This is a genomic window from Kitasatospora sp. NPDC022785, assembly GCF_055561295.1.
Genome location: NZ_JBVHHB010000040.1, coordinates 13472 through 38104 on the forward strand (window position 1 = coordinate 13472; position 24633 = coordinate 38104).

The 24633-nt window shown below is 71.6% G+C and carries 17 protein-coding genes; 5 read left to right on the forward strand and 12 right to left on the reverse strand.

Features of this window, described 5'->3' with window-relative positions; genetic code table 11:
* Positions 1-22 precede the first annotated feature (22 nt).
* Entirely contained in the window at positions 23-2527 is a 2505-nt protein-coding gene (locus tag ACZ3YO_RS37640) for a SpoIIE family protein phosphatase (RefSeq protein WP_465578485.1), read from the reverse strand.
* 343 nt (positions 2528-2870) lie between these two features.
* On the opposite strand from ACZ3YO_RS37640, the gene ACZ3YO_RS37645 reads away from it, so the two are divergent.
* Entirely contained in the window at positions 2871-3797 is a 927-nt protein-coding gene (locus ACZ3YO_RS37645) for an NADP-dependent oxidoreductase (protein ID WP_465578487.1), read from the forward strand.
* A gap of 57 nt (positions 3798-3854) precedes the next feature.
* Positions 3855-4142: an antibiotic biosynthesis monooxygenase family protein gene (locus tag ACZ3YO_RS37650; protein ID WP_465578489.1), complete on the forward strand. Its 288-nt coding sequence runs from the start codon at positions 3855-3857 to the stop codon at positions 4140-4142.
* Between the two features lie 57 nt (positions 4143-4199).
* Here ACZ3YO_RS37650 and ACZ3YO_RS37655 read toward each other — a convergent pair whose 3' ends face one another.
* Positions 4200-4370: a hypothetical protein gene (locus ACZ3YO_RS37655; protein WP_465578491.1), complete on the reverse strand. Its 171-nt coding sequence runs from the start codon at positions 4368-4370 to the stop codon at positions 4200-4202.
* 299 nt (positions 4371-4669) lie between these two features.
* Entirely contained in the window at positions 4670-5551 is an 882-nt protein-coding gene (locus tag ACZ3YO_RS37660) for an SDR family oxidoreductase (protein WP_465578493.1), read from the reverse strand.
* Positions 5552-5637: 86 nt separating this feature from the next.
* Here ACZ3YO_RS37660 and ACZ3YO_RS37665 point away from each other — a divergent pair, with 86 nt between their 5' ends.
* Positions 5638-6216 carry a TetR/AcrR family transcriptional regulator gene (locus ACZ3YO_RS37665; protein WP_465578495.1) on the forward strand — a complete coding sequence of 193 codons (579 nt, stop codon included), beginning with the start codon at positions 5638-5640 and terminating at the stop codon, positions 6214-6216.
* A gap of 430 nt (positions 6217-6646) precedes the next feature.
* Positions 6647-8653, forward strand: a complete 2007-nt coding sequence (locus ACZ3YO_RS37670) for an autotransporter (RefSeq protein ID WP_465578497.1) — start codon at positions 6647-6649, stop codon at positions 8651-8653.
* A 255-nt stretch (positions 8654-8908) separates the two neighbouring features.
* On the opposite strand, the gene ACZ3YO_RS37675 is transcribed toward ACZ3YO_RS37670, so the two are convergent.
* The 7 genes from ACZ3YO_RS37675 to ACZ3YO_RS37705 form a co-directional block, all read right to left on the reverse strand.
* Positions 8909-10660: a cellulase family glycosylhydrolase gene (locus ACZ3YO_RS37675; protein WP_465578499.1), complete on the reverse strand. Its 1752-nt coding sequence runs from the start codon at positions 10658-10660 to the stop codon at positions 8909-8911.
* 46 nt (positions 10661-10706) lie between these two features.
* Positions 10707-12218 (reverse strand): glycoside hydrolase family 43 protein, encoded by a 1512-nt coding sequence (locus ACZ3YO_RS37680; protein ID WP_465578501.1) that lies wholly within the window; start codon positions 12216-12218, stop codon positions 10707-10709.
* A gap of 99 nt (positions 12219-12317) precedes the next feature.
* The gene (locus ACZ3YO_RS37685) at positions 12318-14099 is read right to left on the reverse strand and encodes a cellulose binding domain-containing protein (RefSeq protein ID WP_465578503.1); all 1782 of its coding nucleotides are present in this window, start codon (positions 14097-14099) and stop codon (positions 12318-12320) included.
* Between the two features lie 171 nt (positions 14100-14270).
* Positions 14271-16412 carry an alpha-galactosidase gene (locus ACZ3YO_RS37690; protein WP_465578505.1) on the reverse strand — a complete coding sequence of 714 codons (2142 nt, stop codon included), beginning with the start codon at positions 16410-16412 and terminating at the stop codon, positions 14271-14273.
* A 40-nt stretch (positions 16413-16452) separates the two neighbouring features.
* A complete protein-coding gene (locus ACZ3YO_RS37695) occupies positions 16453-18438 on the reverse strand; it encodes a beta-galactosidase (protein ID WP_465578507.1) in 1986 nt (661 codons plus the stop codon).
* A 27-nt stretch (positions 18439-18465) separates the two neighbouring features.
* The gene (locus ACZ3YO_RS37700) at positions 18466-19494 is read right to left on the reverse strand and encodes a LacI family DNA-binding transcriptional regulator (RefSeq protein WP_465578509.1); all 1029 of its coding nucleotides are present in this window, start codon (positions 19492-19494) and stop codon (positions 18466-18468) included.
* 91 nt (positions 19495-19585) lie between these two features.
* Positions 19586-20560 carry a carbohydrate ABC transporter permease gene (locus tag ACZ3YO_RS37705; RefSeq protein ID WP_465578511.1) on the reverse strand — a complete coding sequence of 325 codons (975 nt, stop codon included), beginning with the start codon at positions 20558-20560 and terminating at the stop codon, positions 19586-19588.
* A gap of 150 nt (positions 20561-20710) precedes the next feature.
* On the opposite strand from ACZ3YO_RS37705, the gene ACZ3YO_RS37710 reads away from it, so the two are divergent.
* Positions 20711-21931: an RNA-guided endonuclease InsQ/TnpB family protein gene (locus tag ACZ3YO_RS37710; protein WP_465578513.1), complete on the forward strand. Its 1221-nt coding sequence runs from the start codon at positions 20711-20713 to the stop codon at positions 21929-21931.
* 33 nt (positions 21932-21964) lie between these two features.
* Here ACZ3YO_RS37710 and ACZ3YO_RS37715 read toward each other — a convergent pair whose 3' ends face one another.
* Together ACZ3YO_RS37715 and ACZ3YO_RS37720 are read right to left on the reverse strand one after the other, a co-directional pair.
* Positions 21965-22912 carry an ABC transporter permease gene (locus tag ACZ3YO_RS37715; RefSeq protein WP_465578515.1) on the reverse strand — a complete coding sequence of 316 codons (948 nt, stop codon included), beginning with the start codon at positions 22910-22912 and terminating at the stop codon, positions 21965-21967.
* Complete coding sequence (locus ACZ3YO_RS37720) at positions 22909-24579, reverse strand: ABC transporter substrate-binding protein (RefSeq protein WP_465578517.1); 1671 nt, start codon at positions 24577-24579, stop codon at positions 22909-22911. The genes ACZ3YO_RS37715 and ACZ3YO_RS37720 overlap by 4 nt, the downstream gene beginning before the upstream one ends.
* Positions 24580-24633 lie beyond the last annotated feature (54 nt).

Sequence of the window (24633 nt, forward strand, 5' to 3'; positions counted from 1 at the left end):
CTCCGCGGCCTCGACGGGAACCTCAGCGGAGAGGCAGCTCGGCCCAGATGGTCTTGCCGGTGAGACTGTGGCGGGTGCCCCAGCGGTGCGCCATCTGGGCGACGAGCAGCAGGCCGCGGCCGCCCTCCTCCCAGTCCCGGGCGCGGCGCAGGTGCGGGGCGGTGCTGCTGGCGTCCGAGACCTCGCAGATCAGGATCCGGTCGCGGATCAGGCGCACGGTGATCGGCGGGGCCGCGTAGCGGATCGCGTTGGTGACCAGCTCGCTGACGATCAGTTCCGCCGAGTAGATCTGCTCGCTCGCGCCCCACTCGGAGAGCCGTTGCGAGACCGCCTTGCGGGCCGTCGCGACCGCGGACGGGTCGGACGGGACCTCCCAGGTGCCGACGTGGTCGTCGTCCAAGGCGCTGGTGCGTGCGAGGACCAGGGCCACGTCGTCACGGGGCCGACCCACCACCAGGTCGTCGAGGACCGCGTCGCAGGCGTCCTCCAGCGATGGTCCGGCGTGTGCGAGCAGCCGGCACAGGCGTCGGTATCCCTCGTCGACGTCGCGCTCGCGGGTCTCGATCAGCCCGTCGGAGAACAGCGCCACCAGGCTGCCTTCGGCCAGTTCCACCGTGGTCGCCTCGAAGGGCAGTCCGCCGACGCCGAGCGGCGGGCCGATCGACATCCGGGCCGCGCCCGGTGCGCCCTCCGGCGGCACGATCACCGGTGGCGGATGCCCCGCACTGGCCATCGTGCAGGTCCGGGACACCGGGTCGTAGACGGCGTAGCAGCAGGTCGCTCCGATCTCGCCGACCTCCCCCGTGGCTCCGGCCTCCGAGGACAGCCGCGCCACGAGGTCGTCCAGACTGGTCAGCAGCTCGTCCGGCGGCAGGTCCACGTCCGACAGCGTGCGCACGGCGGTGCGCAGCCTGCCCATGGTGGCGGTGGCGCGGATGCCGTGGCCCACGACGTCGCCGACGACCAGGGCGATGCGGGCACCGGAGAGCGGGATCAGGTCGAACCAGTCACCGCCGATCCCGGAGCGTGTCGACGCCGGGACGTACCGGGTGGCCGCCTCCATCGCGGCCTGCTCCGGCATGCGCTGCGGCAGGAGGCTGTGTTGCAGGGCGAGCGCGGCCTCGCGCTCACGGGTGTACCTGCGGGCGTTGTCGATCGCGACGGCGGCTCTGGCGGCCAGCTCCTCGGCCAGCAGGAGGTCGTCCCGTCCGAACCGTTCCATGCGGTCGGGGCGGCTGCGACGGTAGAACACGGAGACGCCGAGCGTCACCCCGCGGGCACGCAACGGCACCGCCAGGATCGAGTGGTAGCCCTGGTCCCGGATGATCGCGGCGCGGCGGCTGTCCGTCTCCATCCAGTGGACGAATTCGGGGTCCTCGGCGTGGCAGAGCACGCCTCGGCCGGTGGCGAGCGCGCGCGCCGGGGGAGAGAACTCCGGATAGCTGTCGGTGGTACCGATCTCCAGCACGGTGGGCAGTCGGGTGCCCGGGGCGAAGCGGTGCGCGATCCGCCGGAGCATCACCCCGCCGGACAGCTCGCCCTCACCCGGTTCGACGTCGGCTTCGAGGGCGGTGAGCAGGTCGACGCTGGCGAAGTCGGCGAGCTCGGGGACGGTCACCTCCAGCAGCTCACGCGCGGTTCGGGCGAGGTCCAGCGTGCTGCCGATCCTGCCGGCGGCCTCGTTGAGCAGGACCAGCCGCTTGCGGGCCCAGTACTGCTCGGTCGTGTCGTGGGCGACGAGGGCGACACCGTGCACCGTGCCGGCGGGGTCCTTCAGGGGAGCGAGGTCGACGGACCACGCATGGATCCGTCGCTCGCCGCCGGTGCGCTGGAAGGTCTCCAGGTGTACCGGCTCGCCGCCCTCCAGCGCGCGGCGCAGTCCGTCGGCGAGGTGGACGGACTGCGGCTGGGTGGTGATGTCGAGAATGCCCAGGCCACGCACCGCGCTGTCCGGGAGACCGAGGACGGGGACCATGGCCCGGTTGGAGCCGCGGTACCTGAGCTGCGCGTCGTACAGGGAGACCGAGCAGCGCGGCAACTGCTCGAAGGCCCACCGGGCGAGGTCCTCGTCCTCGGGCCGGGGGTCCGACCCGGTCAGCGCGCACACGACCCGCCAGCTGTCCGGCGCGTCGTCCGGCGCTTCGCCGCGCGGCACGCCGTGGTGGGCGACCACGGTCACGTCCACCCGCCGCCCGTCGCGGTGCCGCAGGGCGAGCGGGCCACTGCACCGTTCCGGGTTCCCGGCCAGAACCCGTCGCACCTCGTCGTCCGGGACGGGCTCGGCCAGCAGGCCCGCCGCGGGCCGACCCACGACCTCGTGAGCGGGATAGCCCAGCAACCGCTCGGCACCGGGGTTCCAGCCCGTCACGCATCCGTGACCATCGACGATCGCCACCGCCGTGCCTGCTTCGCTGCCGCCCCACCGGGTCGGCCGGCCCTCTGGAGGGCGCCCATCGTGTCTCGTCACGGCATGATCACTCACAGAGATCCGGAACCACCAGCCTAGCCCTGCCCGTCGAACCGCCACAACAGCACCAGGGCGGTCGACGTCGTGACCCTGGCCGGCGTCCCGCCGTCGGGGAACGAGTTCCCCGACGGCGCGATCGTCATCGTCGCGCTGATCACGGCGGTGCGCCACTCATCCCATGTGTGCTCCTGAGAGGCCAGATGAATCGCCTCGCGTTCCGCCCTCTGACCGGTGCCGCCCTCCGACGGGCGCCGCGCCGTGCCGGGACCGCCGCCGAGGCCGCCGGGCGGCCAGGAGCAGAGAGTTACTTGACAGCCTCAACTATCCAGCCCTACCGTTTACTCGTTACTTAAGGGCATGAACCATCGAGTGACTCAATACTTCTTGCGAGGAGCGCCACCCCATGAAGGCCATCACCTACCGCAGCTACGGCGGACCCGACGTGCTGGAGTACGGGGACGTGCGCGAGCCCAAGCTCGGCCCGGACTCCGTCCTGGTCCGCGTGGCGGCGGCGTCGGTCAACCCGGTCGACTGGAAGATCCAGGCCGGGTACCTCGACGGCGCCATGGACGTGGTCTTCCCCGTGATCCCGGGCTGGGACGTCGCGGGTGTCGTGGAGCAGGTCGGCGTCGGAGTCACCGAGTTCACCCCGGGCGACGAGGTGATCGGCTACGTCCGCGAGGACATGGTGCGCCGCGGCACCTTCGCGGAGTACGTCGCCGCGCCCGTGCGCACCCTGGCCCGCAAGCCCGCCAACCTGGACTTCGCCCAGGCCGCCGGCCTGCCGCTGGCGGGTCTCACCGCCTACCAGGCGCTGACCCGCGCCCTGGAGGTCAAGCCGGGCGAGACCGTGCTGGTCCACGCGGCCGCCGGCGGGGTCGGCTCACTCGCCGTCCAGATCGCCGTCGCCCTCGGTGCCCGGGTGATCGGCACCGCCAGCGACCGCAACCACGACTACCTGCGCGGTCTCGGCGCCGAGCCGGTGGCCTACGGCGACGGCCTGGCCGACCGCGTCCGCGCGCTGGCGCCGGAGGGCGTCGACGCCGTACTCGACCTGGTCGGCGGCGAAGCCCTCCAGGTCTCGCCGGCGCTGCTCGCCGAAGGCGGCCGCCTCGCCTCCGTCGCCGACGGTGCCGTCCTCGCCCTCGGCGGGCGCTACGTCTTCGTGCGCCCCGACGTGGCCGACCTCACCGCCCTGACCGACCTCGCCGAGAGCGGCCGGCTCACCGTCGAGGTCGCGGCGACGTTCCCCCTGGAGCAGGCGGCCGACGCCCAGCGCCTCAGCACCGCCGGCCACACCCGCGGCAAGATCGTCGTCACCGTCCCCTGACCCACCGCCCGGACCCCCCTCACCAGGACCGTCCCGCACCACCCGGAAGGACCCGCCGTGTCCCTCGTCGTGATCACCGACTGGCTCGCCGACACCGGCGCCGAGCAGCACGTCGCCGACCTGCTCCCCGCCGTCACCGAGGCTGCGCTCACCGAGCCCGGCGTGCTCTCCTTCCGGGTGGTCCGCTCCCTGCGCGACCAGGGCGCCTTCGTCGTCTTCGCCGAGTACGAGGACGAGAACGCGCTGGCCGCCCATCGGGAGAGCGCGCCCTACCGGCGACTGGTCCTCGCCGGCATCACCCCCCACCTCATCGACCGCCAGGCCGAGGCCTACGCCCTCGTCTGACGCGAGCCGCCGACCCGCTGCGCACCGGCGCCTCCACGCCCCAGCCGGCCGGGCCACTCACACGGCCCGGCCGGCCGGTACGGGAGCTCGGCGGAAGTCGTCGGCGTGGTCGGCGGCCCACTGGGCGTGGGTGTGTGCCGCAGCGCCGGGGATCCTTTCGGCGATGACGGAGGTCACGGCCACGACGCCGTCGGCGGCGGCCCGCTGGCCTACGATCGCCTCGGCCACGACCGGATGCATCGTTCTGGCGACGTCCGCGCGAGCCGGCGCGGCGGAGGCGTGTTCGACCCGGGTGTGACGGCCGGGAGCAGATGGGGAGGCGGACGACGTCGTCGGTGCGGATCGAATCCGCCCACCAGGTACGGGTGTTGGTCGCGAACGTCCCCGCCTGAGGAACGTCCGGTCGTTGGGGAAACTCCTGCTGGTCGTGGACGTGAAGTGCCGCGGCGACGCGGGTGGTGCGAGACGGGGGCTCCGCTGTCGACGGGAGCGCCGGCGGCGGGTCCGCCCCGGTCGTCGGCCGTCGGTCAGGGCCGGATGTTCTCCAGGTCCTCCAGGAGGCCGGGGTGCTTCGGCTCCCAGCCGAGGGCCTGCCGGGTGCGGGTGCTGGACGAGGGCTGATCGGCCCTGAAGATCGGGCCGAGCGGGCCGTAGGTCTCCTCCGGCACCGACGCGACCGGCAGGCCCAGCCGTCGGCCGATCACGGCCGCGATGTCCCGTACCTCGTCCCCCTCGTCGGCCACGGCGTGCCAGGTGGTGCCGGCCTCCGCGCGCTCCAGGGCGAGCCGGAAGAGGACGGCCGCATCGAGCGCGTGGACGGCGGGCCAGCGCTGCGTGCCGTCGCCGGGGTAGCCGGAGATCCCGCTCCGGCGTGCGAGGTCGGTCAGCAGACCGGCGAACCCGCCGGTGCCCTCGGTGTGAACCGTGCGCGGCAGGCGTACGGACGTGCTCCGGACCCCGCGCGAGGCCAGGCCCAGGATCGCCGTGACCGTGCGACCGCGGCCGCCGACCGGCCCGTCGGTCGGCACCGGGTCGGCCTCGGTGGAGGCTCGGCCCGGCACCCAGGGCGTACCCGAGACGGTGACCAAGGGGCGGCCGCTGCCGACGAGTTCCTCGCCGAGGGCGGTGAGGGCGGCGGTCTCCTCGGCGATGTTCCGGGCCAGGGCCTCGGGGCTGCTGAAGTCGTTGCCGAAGGCCAGGTGGATCACCCCGTCGGTCCGGGCGGCGCCGGAGCGCAGGACGGCCAGATCGGCGAGGCCTCCCCGCAGCGGCTCGGCGCCGGCCGCCTCGGCGGCCTGTGCGGAGGCGTCGGAGCGGGCGAGCGCGAGGACGGTGTGGCCCTTGCCGAGGAGTTCGGCGACGACGGCGGAACCGATCAGACCGGTGCCGCCGGTGACGAAGACGCGCATGGAAACCCTCCACGAAGTGATGGGACTCTTGTCCCATCACCGTAGCAGAGTGATGGGACAAGAGTCCCATCACATATGCTGAACCCATGAGTCGATGGGAACCGGGTGCGCGTGAACGCCTCGTCGTGGCGGCGGTCGACCTGTTCACGGAGCAGGGGTACGACGCCACGACGGTCGCGCAGATCGCCGAGCGTGCCGGGGTCACCAAGAGCACCTTCTTCCGGCACTTCCCCGACAAGCGCGAGCTGCTGGTCGCCGGGCAGGAGACGCTGAGCCGGCTGCTGGCCGAGGGGATCGCCGACGCGCCCGGCGACGCCAGCCCGCTCGAGGCGGTCGCCGCCGGTCTCGAACGCGCCTCGGCCGCGATGGGCCCCGGGAGTCGCGAGCTCGCCCCCCGTCTGAAGGCGGCCGTCGCCGCCAGCGCCGAGCTTCAAGAGCGCGACGCCCTCAAGACCGTCAGTCTCGCGGCCGCCATGACGACCGCTCTGGTTGCCCGCGGCGTACCGGATCCGACGGCGGCTCTCGCGGGCGAGCTGGGCGTGCTCGCTTTCAAGCGGGGGTACTCCGCATGGTCCGAGGACGACCGCGGCGCCGAGGACGGGCTCGCCGGGTACACCCTGGCGGCCCTGGACGAACTGCGTGCCGCGAGCGCATCGCTGGGCTGACCGGACGAGCACCGGCCGGTGCACCCGCAGCCGGTGCCCCGTAAGGAGAACACGCCCGGTCTGACGTCCTCGTCGTCGTCCTGGTTCATGACGGTGAAGTCCGGGACGCTCTCCGAGGAGGGGGCGAAGTTCTCAGGTGCCGGCCCGTCGGGCGTGCGGCCCGGCGGGCCCCGGTGGGGCCGTTCGGGGCCCGGGCCGGCGGATTCGGAAGACTTGTACGAGACCGGTCAAGATTGGGTAACGGCCGCCCCGGCTTCTTGTCCCGCTGAATTGTGAGCGTTAACACTCTCCCCAGGGCGAAACGGCGACGCCGCCTCCGGTCCGGTCCAGCCGGCACTGACCCGACCAGTCGGCCCGACCGGGTGCCCGCGCCTCCGAGGAGCGCACGGCACCGCCTTCCACCTCTGCCCGCACCCAGGAAGCACCCCCGATGAAACGTTCACGGCACGCACTGCTGGTGTCCGCGATCGTGGCCGCGACGACCGTGCCCGTGGCCCTGGCTCCGGCCGACGCCGTCGCGGTCGCGGTCGCGGTCGACGGTGACATCACCTCGTCGATCCTCGCCAACAGCGACGTGGTCCTCGGCGGAAACGCCGTCGTGAACGTGCCGCCCGGGTCGCACACCTACTCGGGGGTGATCAGCGGGCAGGGGTCCCTGCGGGTCTCCGGCACGGGCACCTTGATCCTCACCAAGGACAGCACCTTCACCCTGCCCGGCTCCCAGCAGGGCCAGTCCGTCAGCATCCCCGGCGGGAACCACCCCTACGTGGTCGTCACCAGCCCCGACCGGCCCGCGATCACCGTCGACGCCGGCGCCACCCTGCAGTACGGCAACGGCGGAACCACCGGCCTGATCGGCGCCTTCCCCTACAACTCGCCCGGCTACCAACAGAACCAGGACAACATCCGGGTCGACGGCACGCTCAACCTGTCGCTCACGCGGCTGTTCAACCTGGGCACCATCAGCGGCTCCGGGACGATCTTCCAGCCCCGCAACACGTGGGGCACGCTCCAGCTGTGCGGAAGCAGTCCCTTCTCCGGGGTGTTCGACATCGGCACCGGCGCCAACTACGCCGCCACCACCTGCGCGGCCGACCTGCCGAACGCCAAGGCCGTCCTCAACCGCGGCTCGTGGATCATCGACACCCCGCTGAACCAGACGGTCGTCCAGCGCCAGAACTTCTACAGCCGCGAATACGGCAACGACGTCAACGTCCACTCCCGGCCCGGCAGCACAGTGGTCCTGACGGGCACCTACAGCTACAGCGACAACACCGGCACGGCCTCACCGGCGCTGAGCAACGGCAACCTCAACCTGGTACCGGTCGCGCACCACTTGAACAAGCGCGGCACCAACATCGAGGGTGCGGACGTCCACTGGGGAGACGGCACCACCCACCAGATCTTCCTGCCGGGCACGGCCGAAACCGCGTACATCAACCTGCACGCCAACTCCCAGCGCTCGCGGCTGACCTTCGACTACAACGGCCCGGTCACCCTCGGCCTGCCCATCGGCGGCGGGAAGTACCACGACACCCTCGCCGCTCCCGGGGCGGGCGACATCGTCATCGCCGGGACGTCCGGGAACGACGTCACCTTCGCCGCCGCGCAGTTCTACGACGGCTCCACCACCATCCAGCGGGGTGCCACGCTGCGCCTCGGATCCGGGACGGCAGGAGCGGACGGGAGTCTCCACACGAAGGGCGCTCTCGACGCGGTCAGCGACGAGGGCTCGCTGATCATCCAGAACGTCCGGACGCCCGTCACCCTCCCGGCGGTGTCCGGCTCCGGATCGGTCACGCAGAACGGCACCGCGACGACGACGCTGACCGCCGCCTCCTACACGGGCGCCACCACCGTGGCCAAGGGGACGCTCGCGGTGGCCGGTGCCTCGCTCGCCTCCTCCAGCGGAGTCGCCCTCACCGGTGCGTCCGCGGTCCTCGACCTCGGCGCGGCGACATCGACGACGCTGCGCACACTGAAGGTCGTCACGGGCGCGAAGATCGTCCTTCCCGGCGGGGCCCAGAGCTTCACGGTGGGCTCGCAGGACGCCGCGCTCTCCGGCGACACCCTCAGCGTGGGAGGGACGACCTTCTCGGTCGCCCGTACGGCCGGTCGCATCGAGCTGACGGCCACGACGGCGGCGACCGAACCCGCCTCCCCGTCGGCAAGCCCCACGAACGCGGCCCCCGTCCAGACCGACCCTTCGCCCCAGGCGGGGGCCACCGACAGCACGCCCGCCGCCCGGGCCGCCGGCGGTACGGCCCGGGAGACGCTCCCTGTGGTCGTCGCCGCCCTGGCGGCGGCGGCCGGGCTCGTCCTCCTCGCCCTCAGGGTCCGGCGCAGGCGCTGGCCCGTCGACCGCCACCGCGCGCGCGGCCACCGACGCCGGCCCACCGGGCGCACCTCGCACCGGGACGGTCGAAGGCGGCGCTGAGCGCGCGGTACCCGGCCCGGACGGCTCCTCAGGCGGTGGGCCCCGGCAGGGTTCCACCACACCGCACCGTTCAGTGCGCGACGAGGACCCGGACGTCCCAGGCGTGGAGGGAGAGCGGCTCGCCGGCCGTGACGGGCGGTGCCGTTCAGGACGTCGGTCAGCGCCACGGGTGCCGGCACCTCGACGGGCTGCCAGTTCCAGTTGTGGACCACGTGGACACGGCGTCCGTCCGGGCACGTCCCGGTGGGACAGGGATCAGGAGACGGTGCCGGTCACGGTGTCGCCGGACTTGGTGACGGTGTAGGTGACGGTGTCGCCGGTCCAGAAGCGGAAGGTGAGCGTCGCGGGGGCGCCGTCCTTGAGCGACTTCAGGAAGTCGGCCTTGACGGTCGTGGTGTTGGCGCCGTAGTCGGCGCGGTAGTTGTCGAAGGTCTGGTAGGTGGTCCAGGAGGCGGGGCCGGCGGCGGTGCCGTCGGCGTAGGTGGACTGGACGTTGGCCATCAGGGAGCCGTTGAACCGGGTGGGGATGGTGAGCCCGTCGATCGTCCCGGTGGCGTTGGCCATCGTGGGCTTGTCGTACGAGCGCACGAAGAGCTTCCACGGGACGCCGTCGGAGTAGCGGACTTCGAGGGTGGCGTTGACCCCGGCGGCGCGGTCGCCCGCGAGGCGGGTGAGGGCGCCGGCGGTCAGGGTGAGCTTGTCGCCGTCGAGGGTGTAGTCCATGAAGGGGATCAGCGGGCGGTCGCCCTGCCAGAGGCCGGCGAACCAGAGGCCGTTGCGGTTCAGGGTGATGGTCTGCGCCGCGATCGGGCCGGACTTCGGCACGAAGAGGTTGTCGGTGGAGGCGGTGCCCGAGCGGGTCCGCCAGGAGCTCTGGATCAGGGCCTTCATCTCGGGGACCTGCCACTGCATGGTGGAGCGGTTCAGGAAGTCGTTGAAGGCGTCCCACACGGCGGAGGTCATGCCGTTGCGCCGCGCCTCGTAGTTGACGTGCTCGAAGTACTTCAGCATCTCGCCGCGCTCGACCACGCCGGAGTAGGGCGAGGTGAGCAGGCCGTACTCGCCCAGGTAGACGGGGACGCCCTTGGCGACCAAGGTGTCGTGCACCCGGGCGAAGCCCTCGGTGAGGTCCTTCCGGGCCGTGGCGTCGTAGGTGGTTCCGTTGGCGATGTTCACGCTGAACGGGTACCAGCTGTAGTAGTGCACGGTGGCGACCAGGTTGCGGTCGTGCAGCGAGTTGATCGTGGTGGACAGGTCGTCCAGCCAGTGCTGGGCGTTGTTGGTCTCCTCCGAGGGCAGGACGAGCAGGCGGTCCTTGTTCCTGCCACCGGAGTTGCGCACGATGCTGTGGAACGAGGTGTTGAGCTCGCGCAGGTACTGAGTCTTCTGGGCGTCGGTGGCGTCGGAGAACTGCGGTTCGTTGATGCTCTCCATGAGCAGCGTGCGCGGCTCGTCCTTGAAGGCGGTGGCGATCTGCTGCCAGGTGGAGTTGAACCGGGCCACGATGGCGTCGTGGTCGGTGGACATGTTCTTGATCCACTGCCACGAGTCGTGGTGGACGTTGATCTCGACGTAGAGGCCGTCCTCCAGGGCCCAGTCGACCACCTGCTTCACCCGGTTCATCCACACCGGGTCGATGGTGTAGGGCGCGGTGTCGGACTGGTGCGGGTACCAGGTGACCGGGATCCGGACGCTGCGGAACCCCTGGGCCTTGAGGCCGTCGAAGGTGGCCTTGGTGGTGAGCGGATTGCCCCAGGACGTCTCGTCGGGGATGGCGTCGAGGGTGTTGCCGAGGTTCCAGCTGGGCTGCATCGCGGCCACCGCGGCCATCGGGTCGTGCGGGGCCTTCGCCCCGGCCGCCTCGGCCGCGGACGGGGCCCGGTCGGCGGGGGCGGCGATCGCCGTGCCGCCGCAGAGGGCTCCGGTGGTGACCAGGGCCACCACGAGGCCGGCCGTCCGGTGGAGGCGGCGGCTGCGGGGGCGTGCGGTCTGCTGTGCGTCGTTCACGGGTCATCCCTTCGGGTGAATGGGCGGAGGATCCCCTGGCGGGTGGTCAGGGGAGCGCGAGGGGCTCGTAGTCGAACCGGTCGAAGTGGACGGTGCCTTCGGCGGCGTACATGCCGATGACCCGGCCGGTGAAGCCGCCGGCCACCTCGGTGGACAGGTAGCGGCCGTCGAGGGTGGCGAGCCCGGTGAAGGTGCCGTCGGGCTCCTCGATGCCGAGGACGACGTCGTCGGGGCCGGTGCGCGGGCCGCGCGTCGGCCGCGGGACGACGTCGACACCGAGCACCACGGCTCCGGTGGGCACCGGACGGGAGGCGACCTCGGTGCGCAGCGAGCCGATCCGGGCGAGGACCTTCACCTCGCCGCCGGCCGCCTCGATCTCGTAGTGGTGCTCCTCGTCCATGCGGACGGCGAGGCCGCCGCGGCCCCCGGTGGGGTCGATCAGGGTGCGGGCCCGGCAGCCGAGGTGCTGCTGTCGGCGGCCGACGAACACCACGTCGTACTCGTCCAGGGAGGCGCCCGCGGCGCGCAGGGTGAGCCAGCCGGAACGCTCCTTCGTGGTGCACAGGTGCTCGGGGCGCTCGCGCACCGAGATCCACTGGGGGTGCAGCTCGGCCTGGTCGAAGTCGTCCCGGGCGGGGACTGCGGGCACGGGGTGCAGCGGCCAGGCCGGGGTGGGCAGTTCGGGGCTGACCCGGCCGACCACCGGCCAGCCGTCCACCCACTCGACCGGGGCGAGGAAGGTCTCCCGGCCGAGCACGTACCAGGCGGGGGTGCCGCCGCGCGGCCGGACGGCGAGCAGCACCATCCACCAGGAGCCGTCGGGCGCCTGGACGAGGTCGGCGTGCCCGGTGTTCTGGATGGGACTGTTGATGCCGCGGTGGGTCAGCACCGGGTTGGCCGGGCACGGCTCGAAGGGGCCGGAGGGCGAGGTGGCGCGGGCGATGGAGACGGCGTGGCCGCGCTCGGTGCCGCCCTCGGCGATCATCAGGTACCAGTACTCGCCGATCCGGTACAGGTGCGGGGCCTCGGGGGCCGTGGCGTCGGGCGCGCCGGACCAGATCCGCTGCGGCTCGCCGAGGGTTTCGCCGGTCGCCGGGTCGAGGCGGACCTGGGAGACGCCGGCGACGGTGCACCAGCAGGTGCCGTCCTCGTCCCAGGCGAGGTCCGGGTCGATCCCGGGGACCCCGGGCAGCCGGACCGGGTCGGACCAGGGGCCGGCCGGGTCGGTGGCGGTGAAGAGCATGTTGCCGTCGCCGCTGACGTTGGTGACGATCAGCAGGAAGCGGCCGTCGTGGTGGCGCAGCGTCGGGGCGTAGATCCCACCGGAGGACGGGGACTCGCGCGGCAGGCGCAGCTGGCTCGGCCGGTCGAGGGCGTTGCCGATCTGCGTCCAGTTGAACAGGTCGCGGCTGTGGAAGACGGGGATGCCGGGGAAGTACTCGAAGCTGGAGCAGACGAGGTAGTAGTCGTCGCCCACGCGGCAGACGCTCGGGTCCGGGTGGAATCCGGGGATCACCGGGTTGGGGAGGGTGCCGGTCGGCTGGGTCTGGTCTGACACGTGGTCGGTTCCTTTCGAAGGTGCATGTCGGGGTGGTGGTGCCCCGGGCCCTGGAGAGCCCGGGGCACCACCGGCTCATCACTCGGTGATGATCTGGAGTCAGCCGATCGCGCAGGAGGCGCCGTTGAACCGGAAGGCGGAGGGGTTGGCGTCACTGCTGGACCAGGTGGCCTTGAAGCCCCACTGGACGCTGCCGCCCTGCGGGACGGTGGCGTTGTAGGACACGTTCCCGGCGTTGACGCTCCGGCCGCCCTGCGACACCGAGGCGTTCCAGGTGTCGGTGATGCCGTTGTCGCCGGGGAAGTCGAAGCCGAGGGACCAGCCGTTGACCTGGCCCAGGCCGTTGTTGACGACGGTGACGGAGCCGACCATGACGCCCTGCCACTCGTTCTTGTCGTAGACGACCCGGCAGGCGGCGCTGGTCGGGTGCATCCGGACGACCGTGATGCCGTAGGCGGGCACGGTCTGGGTGGTCGGACTGCCGGACTGGGCCGTGCCGATCCCGTGGGCGTTCTTGAGGTAGGAGTGGACGGTCGGGGTGGCGGAGGACGGGGTGAACCCGGTGTAGGAGAGGTTCACCGTGGCGTCGTTGTTCGGGTCCTTGTTGATCAGCATGACGGCCACGTCGCCGTCGGCGCGGCGGACGGCGTGCGCGGTGAGCAGCGAGGACGAGCTGGCGGCCTTGACCAGGGTGTCCCCGGGCGCGCCGAGCCTGCTGATCATCTGGATGCCGTAGTAGGCGGGGAAGGGCGTGTTGGCGGCGGGCTCGCAGGGGGAGCCGCTGGAGACCATGCCGCCGTCGTTGTAGTCGGTGGCGCCCTCGACGGTGGTCACCTTCGTGCAGTCGGTGCCGTTGCGCAGGTCCCACCAGTCCACGTTGAACGCGCCGTTCTCCAGCCAGGTGAGGTAGTTGTCCGGGGCGAACAGCCCGTTGGGGGAGGTGTCGAGGTAGGCCTGGGCGTTCGCCTCGGTCACCGCGATGCCGACGTTGGGGGCGTTGGATCCGGCGTACTGGTTGATCAGCGAGCGTACGGCGCCGGCGATGCCGGCGTTCTGGGCCTGCGGCTTGGTGAGCAGGTCGGCCGGGCTGGTGCTGGTGGGGTAGGCGTGCACGATGGCGAAGTCGATCTTCGAGCCGGCGATCGACAGGACGGTGTGGTTCCAGTCCATGGTGTCGCCCGGGCCGACCATGCGGTCCGGCCAGTAGCCGGGGGTGGTCAGCACGGCACCGATCTTGACGCTCGGGTCGGCCGACTTCATCGCCGAGACGAACTGGAGCACGTTGTTCGCGTAGGTCGTGGCGCTCTTGCTGCTGTGGGTGTCGTGCTCCCACGTGGCGCCGTACTCGCCGTTGCCGTAGACCTCGTTGCCGATCTCCCAGTACTTGACGCCGTAGCCCTTGGTGACGTTGGCGTACCGGACCCAGGCGGCGGCCTCCTGGGGGGTGCCCGAGCCGTAGTTGGCGGTGATGATCGGCTGCGCCCCGGCGGCGCGCACGGTGCCCATGAAGGCGTCGAAGCCGGTGTTCGGAGCGACGTACGAACCGTCGTCGGTGGTGCCGGTCTGCCAGTGGTAGGCGTCGGAGTGGCTGCCGCCGGGGTAGCGGACGGTGTTGATGCCGGCCGTGCTGAGCAGGCCCGGGGTGGCGGCGGCGTTCATGGCGGCGTCGTAGACCGGGATGTTCACGCCGACGCCGGTGGCGGGAACGGTGGCGAGCTGCAGGGCGGCGTCGACCGACACCGACACGGTGCTCGCGGTGACGGCGGGCGGTGCGGCGGCGGCGTGCGGCGCCACGGCGGCGATCGCGCCGGTGGCCGCGAGCGCCAGGGCCGCCGCGGCGGCTATGAGGCGTTCATGACACGAGCGGACTGGCGATTTCATTGCGTCCTTCCAGTGGGGTGAGGGTGCGTGGTGTTCGAGTGGGGGAAACGAACTCCCGCGATCTGGACGGCAGAGGCCCGGTGCGGCTGCCTGGGTCGGGCCGGACGCGAAGCGTGTTCCGTGCGGATGCGGGCCGGCGCGGTGGGCCGCGCGCGGAGACCTGGGGCATCGTCAACTCCTCTCGATCGGACTCCTGGTGAGGCGCAGCAGGACGGCGGACGGGGCCGCCGGCAGGATCACAGTGAGTTCGGCGGTGTCCGGGTGCCAGGTGGCGCGGGCCTGGCTGGACGCCGGGTAGAGCACCTCGACGCGGACCTCGGCGCCCGCCAGGTGGGGCAGGCCGAGGTCCCTGGTGGTCTGCTCGCCGGAGCGCCGCCAGACGGTGAGGTAGGTGGTGGCGGGGGTGTGCAGGGCCAGGGCGATCCACGGGTCCTCCCAGCCCGGGAGCCCGAGCGGCCAGGCGGGCAGCGCCTGCGGCAGGTCGGCGCGGATCGACTTGTGGACGGTCACCGCTTCACGGACCAGGTTCCTTGTCTCCGGCGAGAGTTCGGAGATCCGCCCGGAGAGGTGGATGCGGCCGAGGAGCGCGTTGGCCATGGTCAGGGCGACCTCGTCGGGGGAGTCCTCGGGCAGCGGGTAGGCCCAGACGGCGCCCTGCTCGGGCGTGACGGCGGTGGGGGCCGACGCCGCGATCGGCGCGTAGCGCAGCAGGTCCTGCTGGTCGCTGGTGGACTGCAGCTGGAGCCGGGAGAGCAGGGCGTGGTCCATCCGCATGCCGCCGGAGGCGCAGTTCTCGATCACCAGGTCCGGGTGCCGGTCCAGGATGCCGTCGAGCCAGTCGAGTTGGGCCCGGTTGTGGCCGAGCAAGCCGGCCGCCGGTGCCTCTCCCGGGTGGCTGCTGGTGCCGGAGCCCGGGTCGGTGTTGTGGTCGAGCTTCAGGTAGCCGACGCCCCACTCGCCGACCAGGCGGTCCACCACGCGGTCCAGGTGAGCGCGGGCGGCGGGGTGCCGCAGGTCCAGGTGGTACCGGCCGCCGCCCTCCTCGACGCGCCGTCCGTCGCGGCGGAAGAACGCCTCTTCCGGCAGGGATCCGGAGACCGGGCTGTTCACCCCGACCGCCTCCGGCTCCAGCCACAGGCCGGGGACCATGCCCCGCTCCCGGATCCGGTCCAGGACCTCGTGGATCCCCTTCGGCCCGGGGAAGCGGGAGGCCGACGGCTCCCAGGCGCCGACGGAGCTCCACCAGTTGCCGCCGTCGTCGTACCAGCCGGCGTCGATGACGAAGTACTCCGCGCCGGCCTCGGCGGCGGCGTCGACCAGGGGCAGCAGCTTCGCGGTGGTCGGGTCGCCCATCAGGCAGTTCATGTAGTCGTTGAAGATCACCGGCAGCCGCCGGTGGTCGGGGTGCGGGCGGCGGGTGGCGCGGCGGTAACGGGTGAGGCCGGCGAAGGCGACGTCGGGGCCGCCGCTCGGGGCCAGGGCGAGCGCCACGGGCACGGTACGGAACTCGGCGCCCGGCTCCAGGGGGTGGCGCCAGCCGTGGTCGGCGTCGGTCGGCCCGTGCAGCGCCGCGTAGGCGGTGTCGTCGCGGACCCCGCACTCCCAGCGCCAGCCGCCGCCGTTGTGCTCGATCTGCCACAGCCAGGTGCGGCCGGACTCCCGGTCCGTCAGCCCGCCCATCGGCAGGTGGCCGCAGCCGGACCACACGCCCTGTCCGGCCACGACGCGGTTGCTGCGGCCGGAGGTGGTGGGGAAGCGGCCGCCCCGTTCGGGCGAGGACACGCGCAGCGGCTGGCGCTGCCAGCGGCATTCGGCGAACCACTCGTTCTCCGCCCACAGCAGGTCGGCGTTGTCCAGATCCACCGGGTCGCCCCCGGTGAGGCAGCCCGCCACGAGCGAGGCGACCGATTCCAGGTGCAGCGTCGCCGTCCCTTCATTGCGCAGCAGCACCTCGCTGCGCAGCACGGGCAGGCCGGCCGGGGAGCGGTAGACCGCCTCGGCGGTCAGGCCGGTCTCCGGGTCATGGAGTTCGACGGTGAGCGCGTGCCAGTCGCCGCCCCGGGTCGCCCGGTGCGCGCGGTGGCGCAGGCGCCCGCCGAGAACCGTGTTGACGAGGTGCCGGCCCGACCAGTAGCGGCCGAGATCGGCGGTCGTCACCTCCACCAGCGGCAGCGGTGCGGCGGGGCGGGGGGCGGTGGTCTTCTCGCCGGGGGCACCGACACGGGTCAGGCGCGGGGTGTCGTGCTCGCCCAGGGCGATCTCCAGCTCCAGGGCGTCGTGGCCCCAGCGAATCGTCTCGTGCGGGTCGCTCATGGTGGCCTTCCTCGATGAGGCGGAGAGACTTAGTGAGCGTTCACAATGCGCGCAGGACGGCGCAGCCGCCGGCGGGCAGCCGGCTCACGGTGCCGCCGGTGAGCAGGTCGTGGCCGGGCCGCGACAGCGGGACGGGCTCGGTGCGGTGGTTGATCAGGACGTGCCAGGCGCGGCCGTCCGGGGCGTGCCGGGTGACGGCTTCGACGCCGGCCGGCAGGCCGGGCAGGTCGGGGCCGACCCCGGCCTCCGTGAGCAGCCGGCCGACCAGGGCGGTGTAGGCCGCGTCGTCGAGGCGGGTGGAGAGGTACCAGCCGTGGCCGGAGCCGAAGGCGTGCCGGGTGAGCGCCGGGCTGCCGGCGAGCATGCCGTGGGTGTAGGCGGCGAGCGCCTCGGCGCCTTCGGTGCGCAGGGACTCGCTCCAGGAGGAGCCCGTCGAGCCGTCGGAGAGCGTGACCTCCTCGCCCTGCCGCAGCGGGCGGTGCTCCTCGACGCGGATGCCCAGGGCCTCGCGCAGCGGTGCGGCCGGGTAGCCGCCGAGCCGGGCGTGCAGGCGCTCGTCGACGATGCCGCCGAAGTGCTGGACGAGCAGGGTGCCGCCGTCGGCGACGTGGCGGCGCAGGTTCCCGGCGCCCGCGTCGGTGAGCAGGAACAGGGAGGGGGCGAGGACGACCCGGTAGCGGCTCAGGTCGTGCTCGGGGTGGGCGAAGTCGACCGTCAGCCCGGCGTCCCACAGCGCCCGGTGGGCGCGGCGCAGCGCGGGGTGGTAGCCGAGCTCGGCGGACGGGAGGCCGTCGACGGTCATCGCCCACCAGGCGTCGGAGTCGTGCAGCACGGCGACGTCGGCCCGGACGGTGGAGCCGGCGAGTCCGCCGAGCCGGGCGACGGCCTCGCCGGTCGCCGTGACCTCGCGGAAGGTCCGGCTGTCGGGCCCGGCGTGCGGGACCATCGCCGAGTGCCACGTTTCGGCGCCGGCCCGGGACTGGCGCCACTGGAAGAACAGGGCACCCTCCGAGCCGCGGGCGATGTGGGCGAGCGAATGGCGAAGGATGTCGCCCGGCTCCTTGGGGAGGATGCGGTCGCCCGCGTAGACGGTGTTGGTGCCCGATTCCATCAGCAGCCAGGGGGCGCCGCCGGCGAACGAACGGGCCCGGTCGGCGTCGAAGGCGGCGTGGGCGGCGGCGTCGACGCCGGGTGCGCCGGGGTAGTGGTCGATGGAGACCAGGTCGACCTCGCGGCCGAACGCCCACAGGTCCAGGTTCTGGTAGTCGGGCGCCATGAGGTTGGTCGTCACCGGCCGGTCGCTGTGGGCGCGGATCGCGTCGCGCTGCTCGCGGTAGGCGGCGAGGGTCTCGTCGGACCAGAAGCGCTTGTAGTCCAGGACTTGGCCGGGGTTGTGGTGCCACTGGCTGGTGCGGGGCGGGAGGATCTGCTCCCACGAGGTGTAGTGCTGGCTCCAGAAGGCCGTTCCCCAGGCCTCGTTGAGGGCGTCCAGGGAGCCGTGGCGGGTACGCAGCCAGACGCGGAAGGCGGCGGCGGTGTGGTCGCAGAAACAGAGGGTGACGTACTCGTTGTGGACGTGCCACAGGGCGAGTGCGGGGTGGTCGCCGTAGCGTTCGGCGAGGGCGGTGGCGATGCGGCGGGCGGCCTGGCGGTAGGCGGGGGAGGTGAGGCAGTAGGTGTCCCGGCTGCCGTGGGTCAGGCGGGTGCCGTCGGGGCCGACGGGCAGGGCGTCCGGGTGGGCCAGGGAGAACCAGGGCGGCGGGGAGGCGGTGGGGGTGGCCAGGTCGACGGCGACGCCGGCCGCGTGCAGCCGGTCGAGGTGGGCGTCGAGCCAGTCGAAGTCGTAACGGCCCTCCTCGGGCTCCATCAGGGCCCAGGAGAAGACGCCCAGGGTGGCGAGGTTGACGCGCGCCCGGCGCATCAGCTCGTCGTCCTCCTTCCACACCTCGGCGTCCCACTGTTCGGGGTTGTAGTCCCCGCCGTAGGCGAGGCCGCCGAGGCGGTCGGTGAGCCGGCGGATGTCCATCGGGGAACCGTCCTTCGGGTAGGGGTGTCAACTGCGGCGCGGGGCCGGGGCGGTGCTTTCGCGGACCACCAGGTCCGGCGGCATCAGGACGAGCCGGTGCTCCGGCTCCCGGCCGGCGGCCGCGGCGGCGATCCTCGCCATGACCTGGTCGACGGCGACCTGCCCGAGGTCCTTCCTCGGTCCGGTCACCGAGGTGAGCCGGGGGGCGTGCTGCTCGGCCATCGTGTCGGGGCAGATGGCGACGACGGAGGCGTCCTCCGGGACGGTCCGTCCGCTGGCGCGCAGCAGGCTGAGCAGCGGGCCGATCGCCGCCTCGTTCTGCACGACGAACCCCGTGGTGTCGGGCCGGTCCGCGAGTATGCGGGCCAGGGTGCCGGCGGTGCTCTCGTACGTGCCCTCGCAGGGCCGGTGGAGGAATCGCAGGCCGCGCCGCTCGGCGCGGGCGCGGAAGCCGTTCAGGGTGCGCTCGGCGTAGCCGGCGTGCCGCCGGTAGACGCCGCTGCTGTAGCCGATGAAGGCGACGTCGCGGTGTCCGAGGTCGGCGAGGTGGTCGGCGCACAGGGCGCCGGCGGTGGCGAAGTCGTGGTCGACGCAGGAGAGTCCGCTGGGGTCGTCGGGCAGGCCGATGAGGGCGGCCGGGATGTCCTGGGCGCGCAGCACCGGTATGCGGTCGTCGTCGAGGCGGACGTCCATGAGGATGACGCCGTCGGCGAGTCCGGTGGCGGCGACGCGGCGGACGCCTTCGGGGCCTTCGTCGTTGGTGAGCAGCAGGACGTCGTAGCCGTGTTCGCGGGCCGCGACGGTGACGGCGATGGCGATCTCCATCATCGTGGGCACGTGCACCTCGGGGTTGAGCGGCACGACGAGGGCGATGATGTGCGAGCGCTTGCCGGCCAGGGCCCGGGCGCCCGCGTTGGGGTGGTAGCCGAGGTCCGTGACGGCCCGTTCGATGCGGGTCCTGGTCTCGTCGGAGATCGGGCGCTTGCCGCTGAGGGCGTAGCTGACCGTGCTCGACGAGACGCCGGCGTGCCTGGCCACATCGGCGAGTGTCACCATCGCGCTGCTTCCTTCGTGTCGGTTCCGTTGAGGGCGTGTTCCCGGTCCGGTCCCCGGTCCGGCCGGGGCGTGCCGGACCGGTGCGGGCGGCTCAGCCCTTGATCGCTCCGGTGAGGACACCGGTGCGCAGGTGCTTCTGCACGAACGGGTACACGATCACCAGTGGTACCAGGGTGAGGACCACGACCGCCATCTGCAGCGACAGCGGGGCGGTTTGCACACTGGTGTTCCCGAAGCCCGAATTGACCGAACCGGGCAGGCCGTTCGCCCGGTTGACGTAGGTGAGCAACACGTACTGGAGCGGCCACTTCTCACTGTCCGTCGGCATGTAGAGCATCACGTTGAAGAAGGAGTTCCAGTACCCGACGGCGTAGAACAGCGCGGTGACGGCGGTGACGGCGCGTGAGGTGGGCAGCACGACGGACCACAGGATCCGCCAGTGCCCGGCTCCGTCCATCCGGGCCGCGTCGATCAGTTCGGAGGAGGTCTCCTGGTAGAAGGCGCGCAGCACCAGGATGTTGAAGACGGAGACCGCGCTCGGCAGGATCAGCGCCCACCACTGGCCGTAGCCACCGAGGCCGGTGACGACCAGGAAGCTCGGGATCAGGCCGCCGCCGACGAACATCGTGGTGAGCAGCAGCAGCAGGACGAAGCGCTGCCCGAACGACCGGGGCCGGGAGAGGCCGTAGGCACACAGGATGGAGACGGCCATGGACACGGCGGTGCCGACCACGGTGATGCCCAGGCTCACGCCCAGCGCGGTGACGATCGTCGGATCGCCGAGCATCTGGCGGTACGTCTCAGTGGTCAGGCCGTCCGGCCAGATCACCAGGCCGCCGGCCCGGTTGATGGCGCCGGGGGTGGAGAAGCTGGTCAGGACGATGATCCAGAGCGGGACCAGGATGACGGCGAGCGTCCCGCCGAGCGTGAGGCCCTTGGCGGCCTGGCCGACGGCGGTGGGCGGCTCGTCCCAGGGCGGGCGCGTGGAGCGGGCCCGGCGGCGGGCGGCTGCTGTGGCGGTGCGGCGCTTCTCGCCCCGCGAACCCATGGTGAGTGCGTTCGTCATCGGATGCCTCCAAGGAACGCCGGCCTTCAGGCCGGGGAGGAATTGGGCCGCCCGCGCAGCGGGGCAGGGTCGGCGATTCTCCGTCAAGGCGGACCGTTGTCCACCAACTGCCCACAGGTCGTCACAAGGATGGGTGTTAGTGTGTGATACGTGACGACCGCTCACGTGAAGCGGGCTTTCAAGTTCCGCTTCTATCCGACCGATGCGCAGGCGGCCGAACTGTCGCGCACGTTCGGGTGCGTGAGGCTCGTGTACAACAAAGCGCTGGCCGCCCGGTCCGAGGCGTGGACGATGCGTCAGGAGCGGGTGAACTACAACGCCACGTCGGCCATGCTGACCGAGTGGAAGAAGACCGAGGAACTGTCGTTCCTCTCCGAGGTCTCCTCCGTTCCGTTGCAGCAGGCCCTTCGGCATCTGCAAGGGGCGTTCTCCAACTTCTGGCTGAAGCGGGCGAAGTATCCGGCGTTCAAGTCGAAGAAGAAGTCCCGCAAGTCCGCCGAGTACACCACCAGTGCGTTCCGCTACCGGGATGGTCGGCTCACGCTGGCCAAGATGACGGAGCCTCTGGACATCGTGTGGTCCCGGCCGCTCCCCGAGGGGCGGTCGCCGTCCACGGTGACCGTGTCGCAGGACAGCGCGGGCCGGTGGTTCGTCTCCCTTCTGTGCGATGACCGGCCGTCGATGCCGGCGCCCATCCATGCGGCGGTGGGCATCGACGCCGGGATCACCAGCCTGGTGACGCTCTCCACCGGGGAGAAGGTCACCACTCCGAAGCACGAGCGCGCCGACCGGGAACGCCTGGCCAGGGCCCAGCGGGAACATGCCCGCAAGGCCAAGGGCTCGGCCAACCGGGAGAAGGCCCGCAGGAAGGTCGCCCGCGTCCACGCGAAGATTGCCGACCGGCGCAGGGACTTCCTGCACAAGCTCACCACCCGACTCGTCCGTGAAAACCAAACGGTCGTGATCGAGGATCTGACGGTCCGCAACATGCTCAAGAACCGCAAGCTGGCCCGCGCGATCAGCGACGCGAGCTGGTCCGAGATGCGGTCGATGCTGGAGTACAAGGCAGACTGGTACGGGCGCGAGGTGATCACCGTTGACCGGTGGTTCCCCTCCTCTGGGCTGTGCTCGGCCTGCGGCACCCTGCACGGCAGGATGCCGCTCAACGTCCGCGAGTGGACGTGTGACTGCGGGACGGCCCACGACCGGGACGTCAACGCAGCTCGCAACATTCTGGCCGCCGGGCTGGCGGTTACAGCCTGTGGAGACGGTGTAAGACCTCAACGGAGCACTCCGGGCGGGCAGTCGTCAGTGAAGCAGGAAGTCGTCCCACCGCAGCGCACACGCGCAGCGGCTCAGCCGCGAGGCTGAGGGGAATCCCCCTCGTTCACGAGGGGGAGGATGTCAATTGCGGTACAGCCCGTCCTCGCCGAAGGCGTGCGCCAGCTTGTTGGCACCCCAGATGAGCAGCAGCGAGACCACGCTCTTGAAGAGCCCGGCCGCCGCGCCGTAGCTGTAACCGCCGGTGGCGATGCCGTAGTAGAAGGAGAAGGAGTCCAGGACGTCCGCGGCCTCGTGGCCGACGGCGTCGCGCTGGACCAGGAACTGCTCGAACCCGACGGACAGGGCGTTGCCGAGCCGCAGGACCAGCATGAGCACGATCACCCCGCGCAGGCCCGGCAGCGTGATGTGCCACATCCGCCGCAGCCGCCCGGCGCCGTCGGCGGCCGCGGCCTCGTACAGCTCGCTGTTGATCGCGCTCAGCGCAGCGAGGAAGACGATGATGCCCCAGCCCGCCTCCTTCCAGATCGCCTGCGAGGTGACCAGCAGGGCGAAGGTGTGCGGGTTGGTCATGATGTCCCAGGTGCCGATGTCGTGCTGGCGCAGGAACTGATTGAGCACGCCGGCGCCGCCGAGCATCTGCTGGAAGATCGTGACCGCCAGCACCCACGAGAAGAAGTGCGGCAGGTAGACGACGGACTGGAAGAAGTTGCGGACCCGCTCGCTGATCACCGAGTTGAGCAGCAGAGCCAGGGCGATGGGGACCGGGAAGAAGAGGATCAGCTGGACGAAGCTGAGGTACAGCGTGTTCTGCAGCGAGGCCCAGAAGGCCGGGTCGCCGAACAGCTGCTGGAACTGGTCGAAGCCCACCCATTCGCTGTGCCAGACCCCGACCAGCGGGTCGTACTCCTGGAAGGCGGTGACGATGCCGAACAGCGGGACGTAGTTGAACACCAGGAGCAGGACGACCGCTGGCACCGTCATCAGCAGGAGGGACTTGTCGCGCCGCAGCCTGGTCCGCCAGTTGAGCCGCGCGGGGCCGGCAGGCTGCTTCGGGGCCGCGGTGCTCACTGGCCGGTGCCGTACTTGTCGAGGACGTTGTCGGTCATCCACTGCTTGAGCCGCTCCCCGGGGCCGTTGCGCCAGCTGGCGATGGCGTCCTGCAACTCGGAGACCTTCTTCTTGCCGTGGTAGCAGTCCTTGAGGGTGTCGTTGACGTTCTGCGCGGCCGATGCCGAGGCGATGGCCTGCGGCATGCTGAGGTTCATGCCCCAGAAGGGCGGCTTGGTGAGGTACTTGACGTTGGCGGCAGACCAGCTCGCGAAGTCCTTGGTGATCTGCTCGCCGCCCGGGTTGCTGAGCACGGAGCCGGAAGCGGCCAGGAACTGGTAGGTCGTCACCTGGACGTCCTTCTTCCCCTCCTCCGTGAAGGTCGGCATGCCGTCCACCCGGGTGTGGTGGAGGCCCTCGACACCGAAGTTGACCATGGTGTACTCCGCGGTGCCGTAGGGGGCGGCGAGGTAGTTCGCGACGGCGAGCAGTTCCTGGATCTGCTCCGGCTTCAGACGGGCGTTGAGGTAGCTGATCATGCTGGCGGCGGCACCCATGTAGATCACCGGCGCGCCCTTGCCGTCGGCGGTGATGGCGTTGAAGGCGCCGCGGCGGTAGTTCGGGTCGGCGGCGGTGCCGGACTGGTGGTCGGCCAGGTTCCACGCGCCCAGTCCGCCGCCCCCGATGAGCGTCTTGCCGCTGTAGAAGCGGGTTGAGCTGTTGGCGACGTCACCGGCGAGCGCGTCCGGGTGCATCGAGCCCGAGGTGGCCAGGCGGTAGTGCCAGTCGATGGCCTCCAGGAACTCCTGGGTCTCGAACGGGTGGACCAGCTTGCCGTTGTCGATCCGCCAGTTCATGGGGACGTTCCAGGAGAACTGGAGGTAGGTCCACACGTCGTCGAAGGCCCACACGCCCCGTTTGGCCTCGGTCAGTTCCTTGCCGAGGTTCATCAGGTCGTCGGCGGACTTCACCTGGTCGGCGGTGATGCCCCGGGCCTCCAGGATGTCCCGGCGGTAGAAGGTGGCGCCGGGGATGCCGAAGCTGGTGGAGAAGCAGGGGATCCCGTAGAGCCTGTCGCTCCAGACGCCGTGCTGCCAGGCGCCGGTGGGCAGGGCGGCCAGGTTGGGGTACTTCTTGATGTTGTCGCCGGACAGGTAGGGGGTCAGGTCCGCGAGCTGGGTGCCGGCCAGCCCACCGGTGTTGAAGTTGCTGCTCATCCAGGCCGGCAGGTTGATCCAGTCCGGGAGCTTCTTGGCGGCGGTCATCGTCGGGATGATGGTGTTGTAGTTGATCCCGTCCGTCGGCTTGACGGTCAGGTCGACTCCGAGTGCCTTGTTCATCGCCTGGTAGAAGGAGTTGCCGACCGGTGGGGCCGTGCCCCACAGCGGGGTGATCGCCGTGTAGCTGCCGCCCTTGCCCGGGACGCCGGAGACGCTGGTGGGCGGGGAGGCCGGGTAGGAGAGGTAGGCCGGGTCGGTCGCGGCGTCGCCCATGCCCTGCACAGGGGCTATGTCCGGCTTGACCGCGTTGGCGTTGGGCACGTAGGTCGGCAGGGCGGCCTTGAGGCCCTCCCTGGTGTTCGCCCCGGCCTTCTTGTCCGAGCCGCCGCCGCAGGCGGACAGCAGGGGTGCCATCGCGGCGGCTCCCGCGACCGTGGCGGCGGTGGTGAGGAAGCTCCTGCGGTTCAACCCGGATCTCATGATGGCGTGGCCCTCTCCGTCGAAGCGTTGAAGCATCAAAGC

Excerpts from the sequence above, each read along its gene's own strand:
- ACZ3YO_RS37645 (WP_465578487.1), top strand. The coding sequence starts at position 2,871 with ATGAAGGCCATCACCTACCGCAGCTACGGCGGACCCGACGTGCTGGAG.
- ACZ3YO_RS37660 (WP_465578493.1), bottom strand. The coding sequence starts at position 5,551 with ATGCGCGTCTTCGTCACCGGCGGCACCGGTCTGATCGGTTCCGCCGTC.
- ACZ3YO_RS37665 (WP_465578495.1), top strand. The coding sequence starts at position 5,638 with ATGAGTCGATGGGAACCGGGTGCGCGTGAACGCCTCGTCGTGGCGGCG.
- ACZ3YO_RS37670 (WP_465578497.1), top strand. The coding sequence starts at position 6,647 with ATGAAACGTTCACGGCACGCACTGCTGGTGTCCGCGATCGTGGCCGCG.
- ACZ3YO_RS37685 (WP_465578503.1), bottom strand. The coding sequence starts at position 14,099 with ATGAAATCGCCAGTCCGCTCGTGTCATGAACGCCTCATAGCCGCCGCG.
- ACZ3YO_RS37690 (WP_465578505.1), bottom strand. The coding sequence starts at position 16,412 with ATGAGCGACCCGCACGAGACGATTCGCTGGGGCCACGACGCCCTGGAG.
- ACZ3YO_RS37695 (WP_465578507.1), bottom strand. The coding sequence starts at position 18,438 with ATGGACATCCGCCGGCTCACCGACCGCCTCGGCGGCCTCGCCTACGGC.
- ACZ3YO_RS37700 (WP_465578509.1), bottom strand. The coding sequence starts at position 19,494 with ATGGTGACACTCGCCGATGTGGCCAGGCACGCCGGCGTCTCGTCGAGC.
- ACZ3YO_RS37705 (WP_465578511.1), bottom strand. The coding sequence starts at position 20,560 with ATGACGAACGCACTCACCATGGGTTCGCGGGGCGAGAAGCGCCGCACC.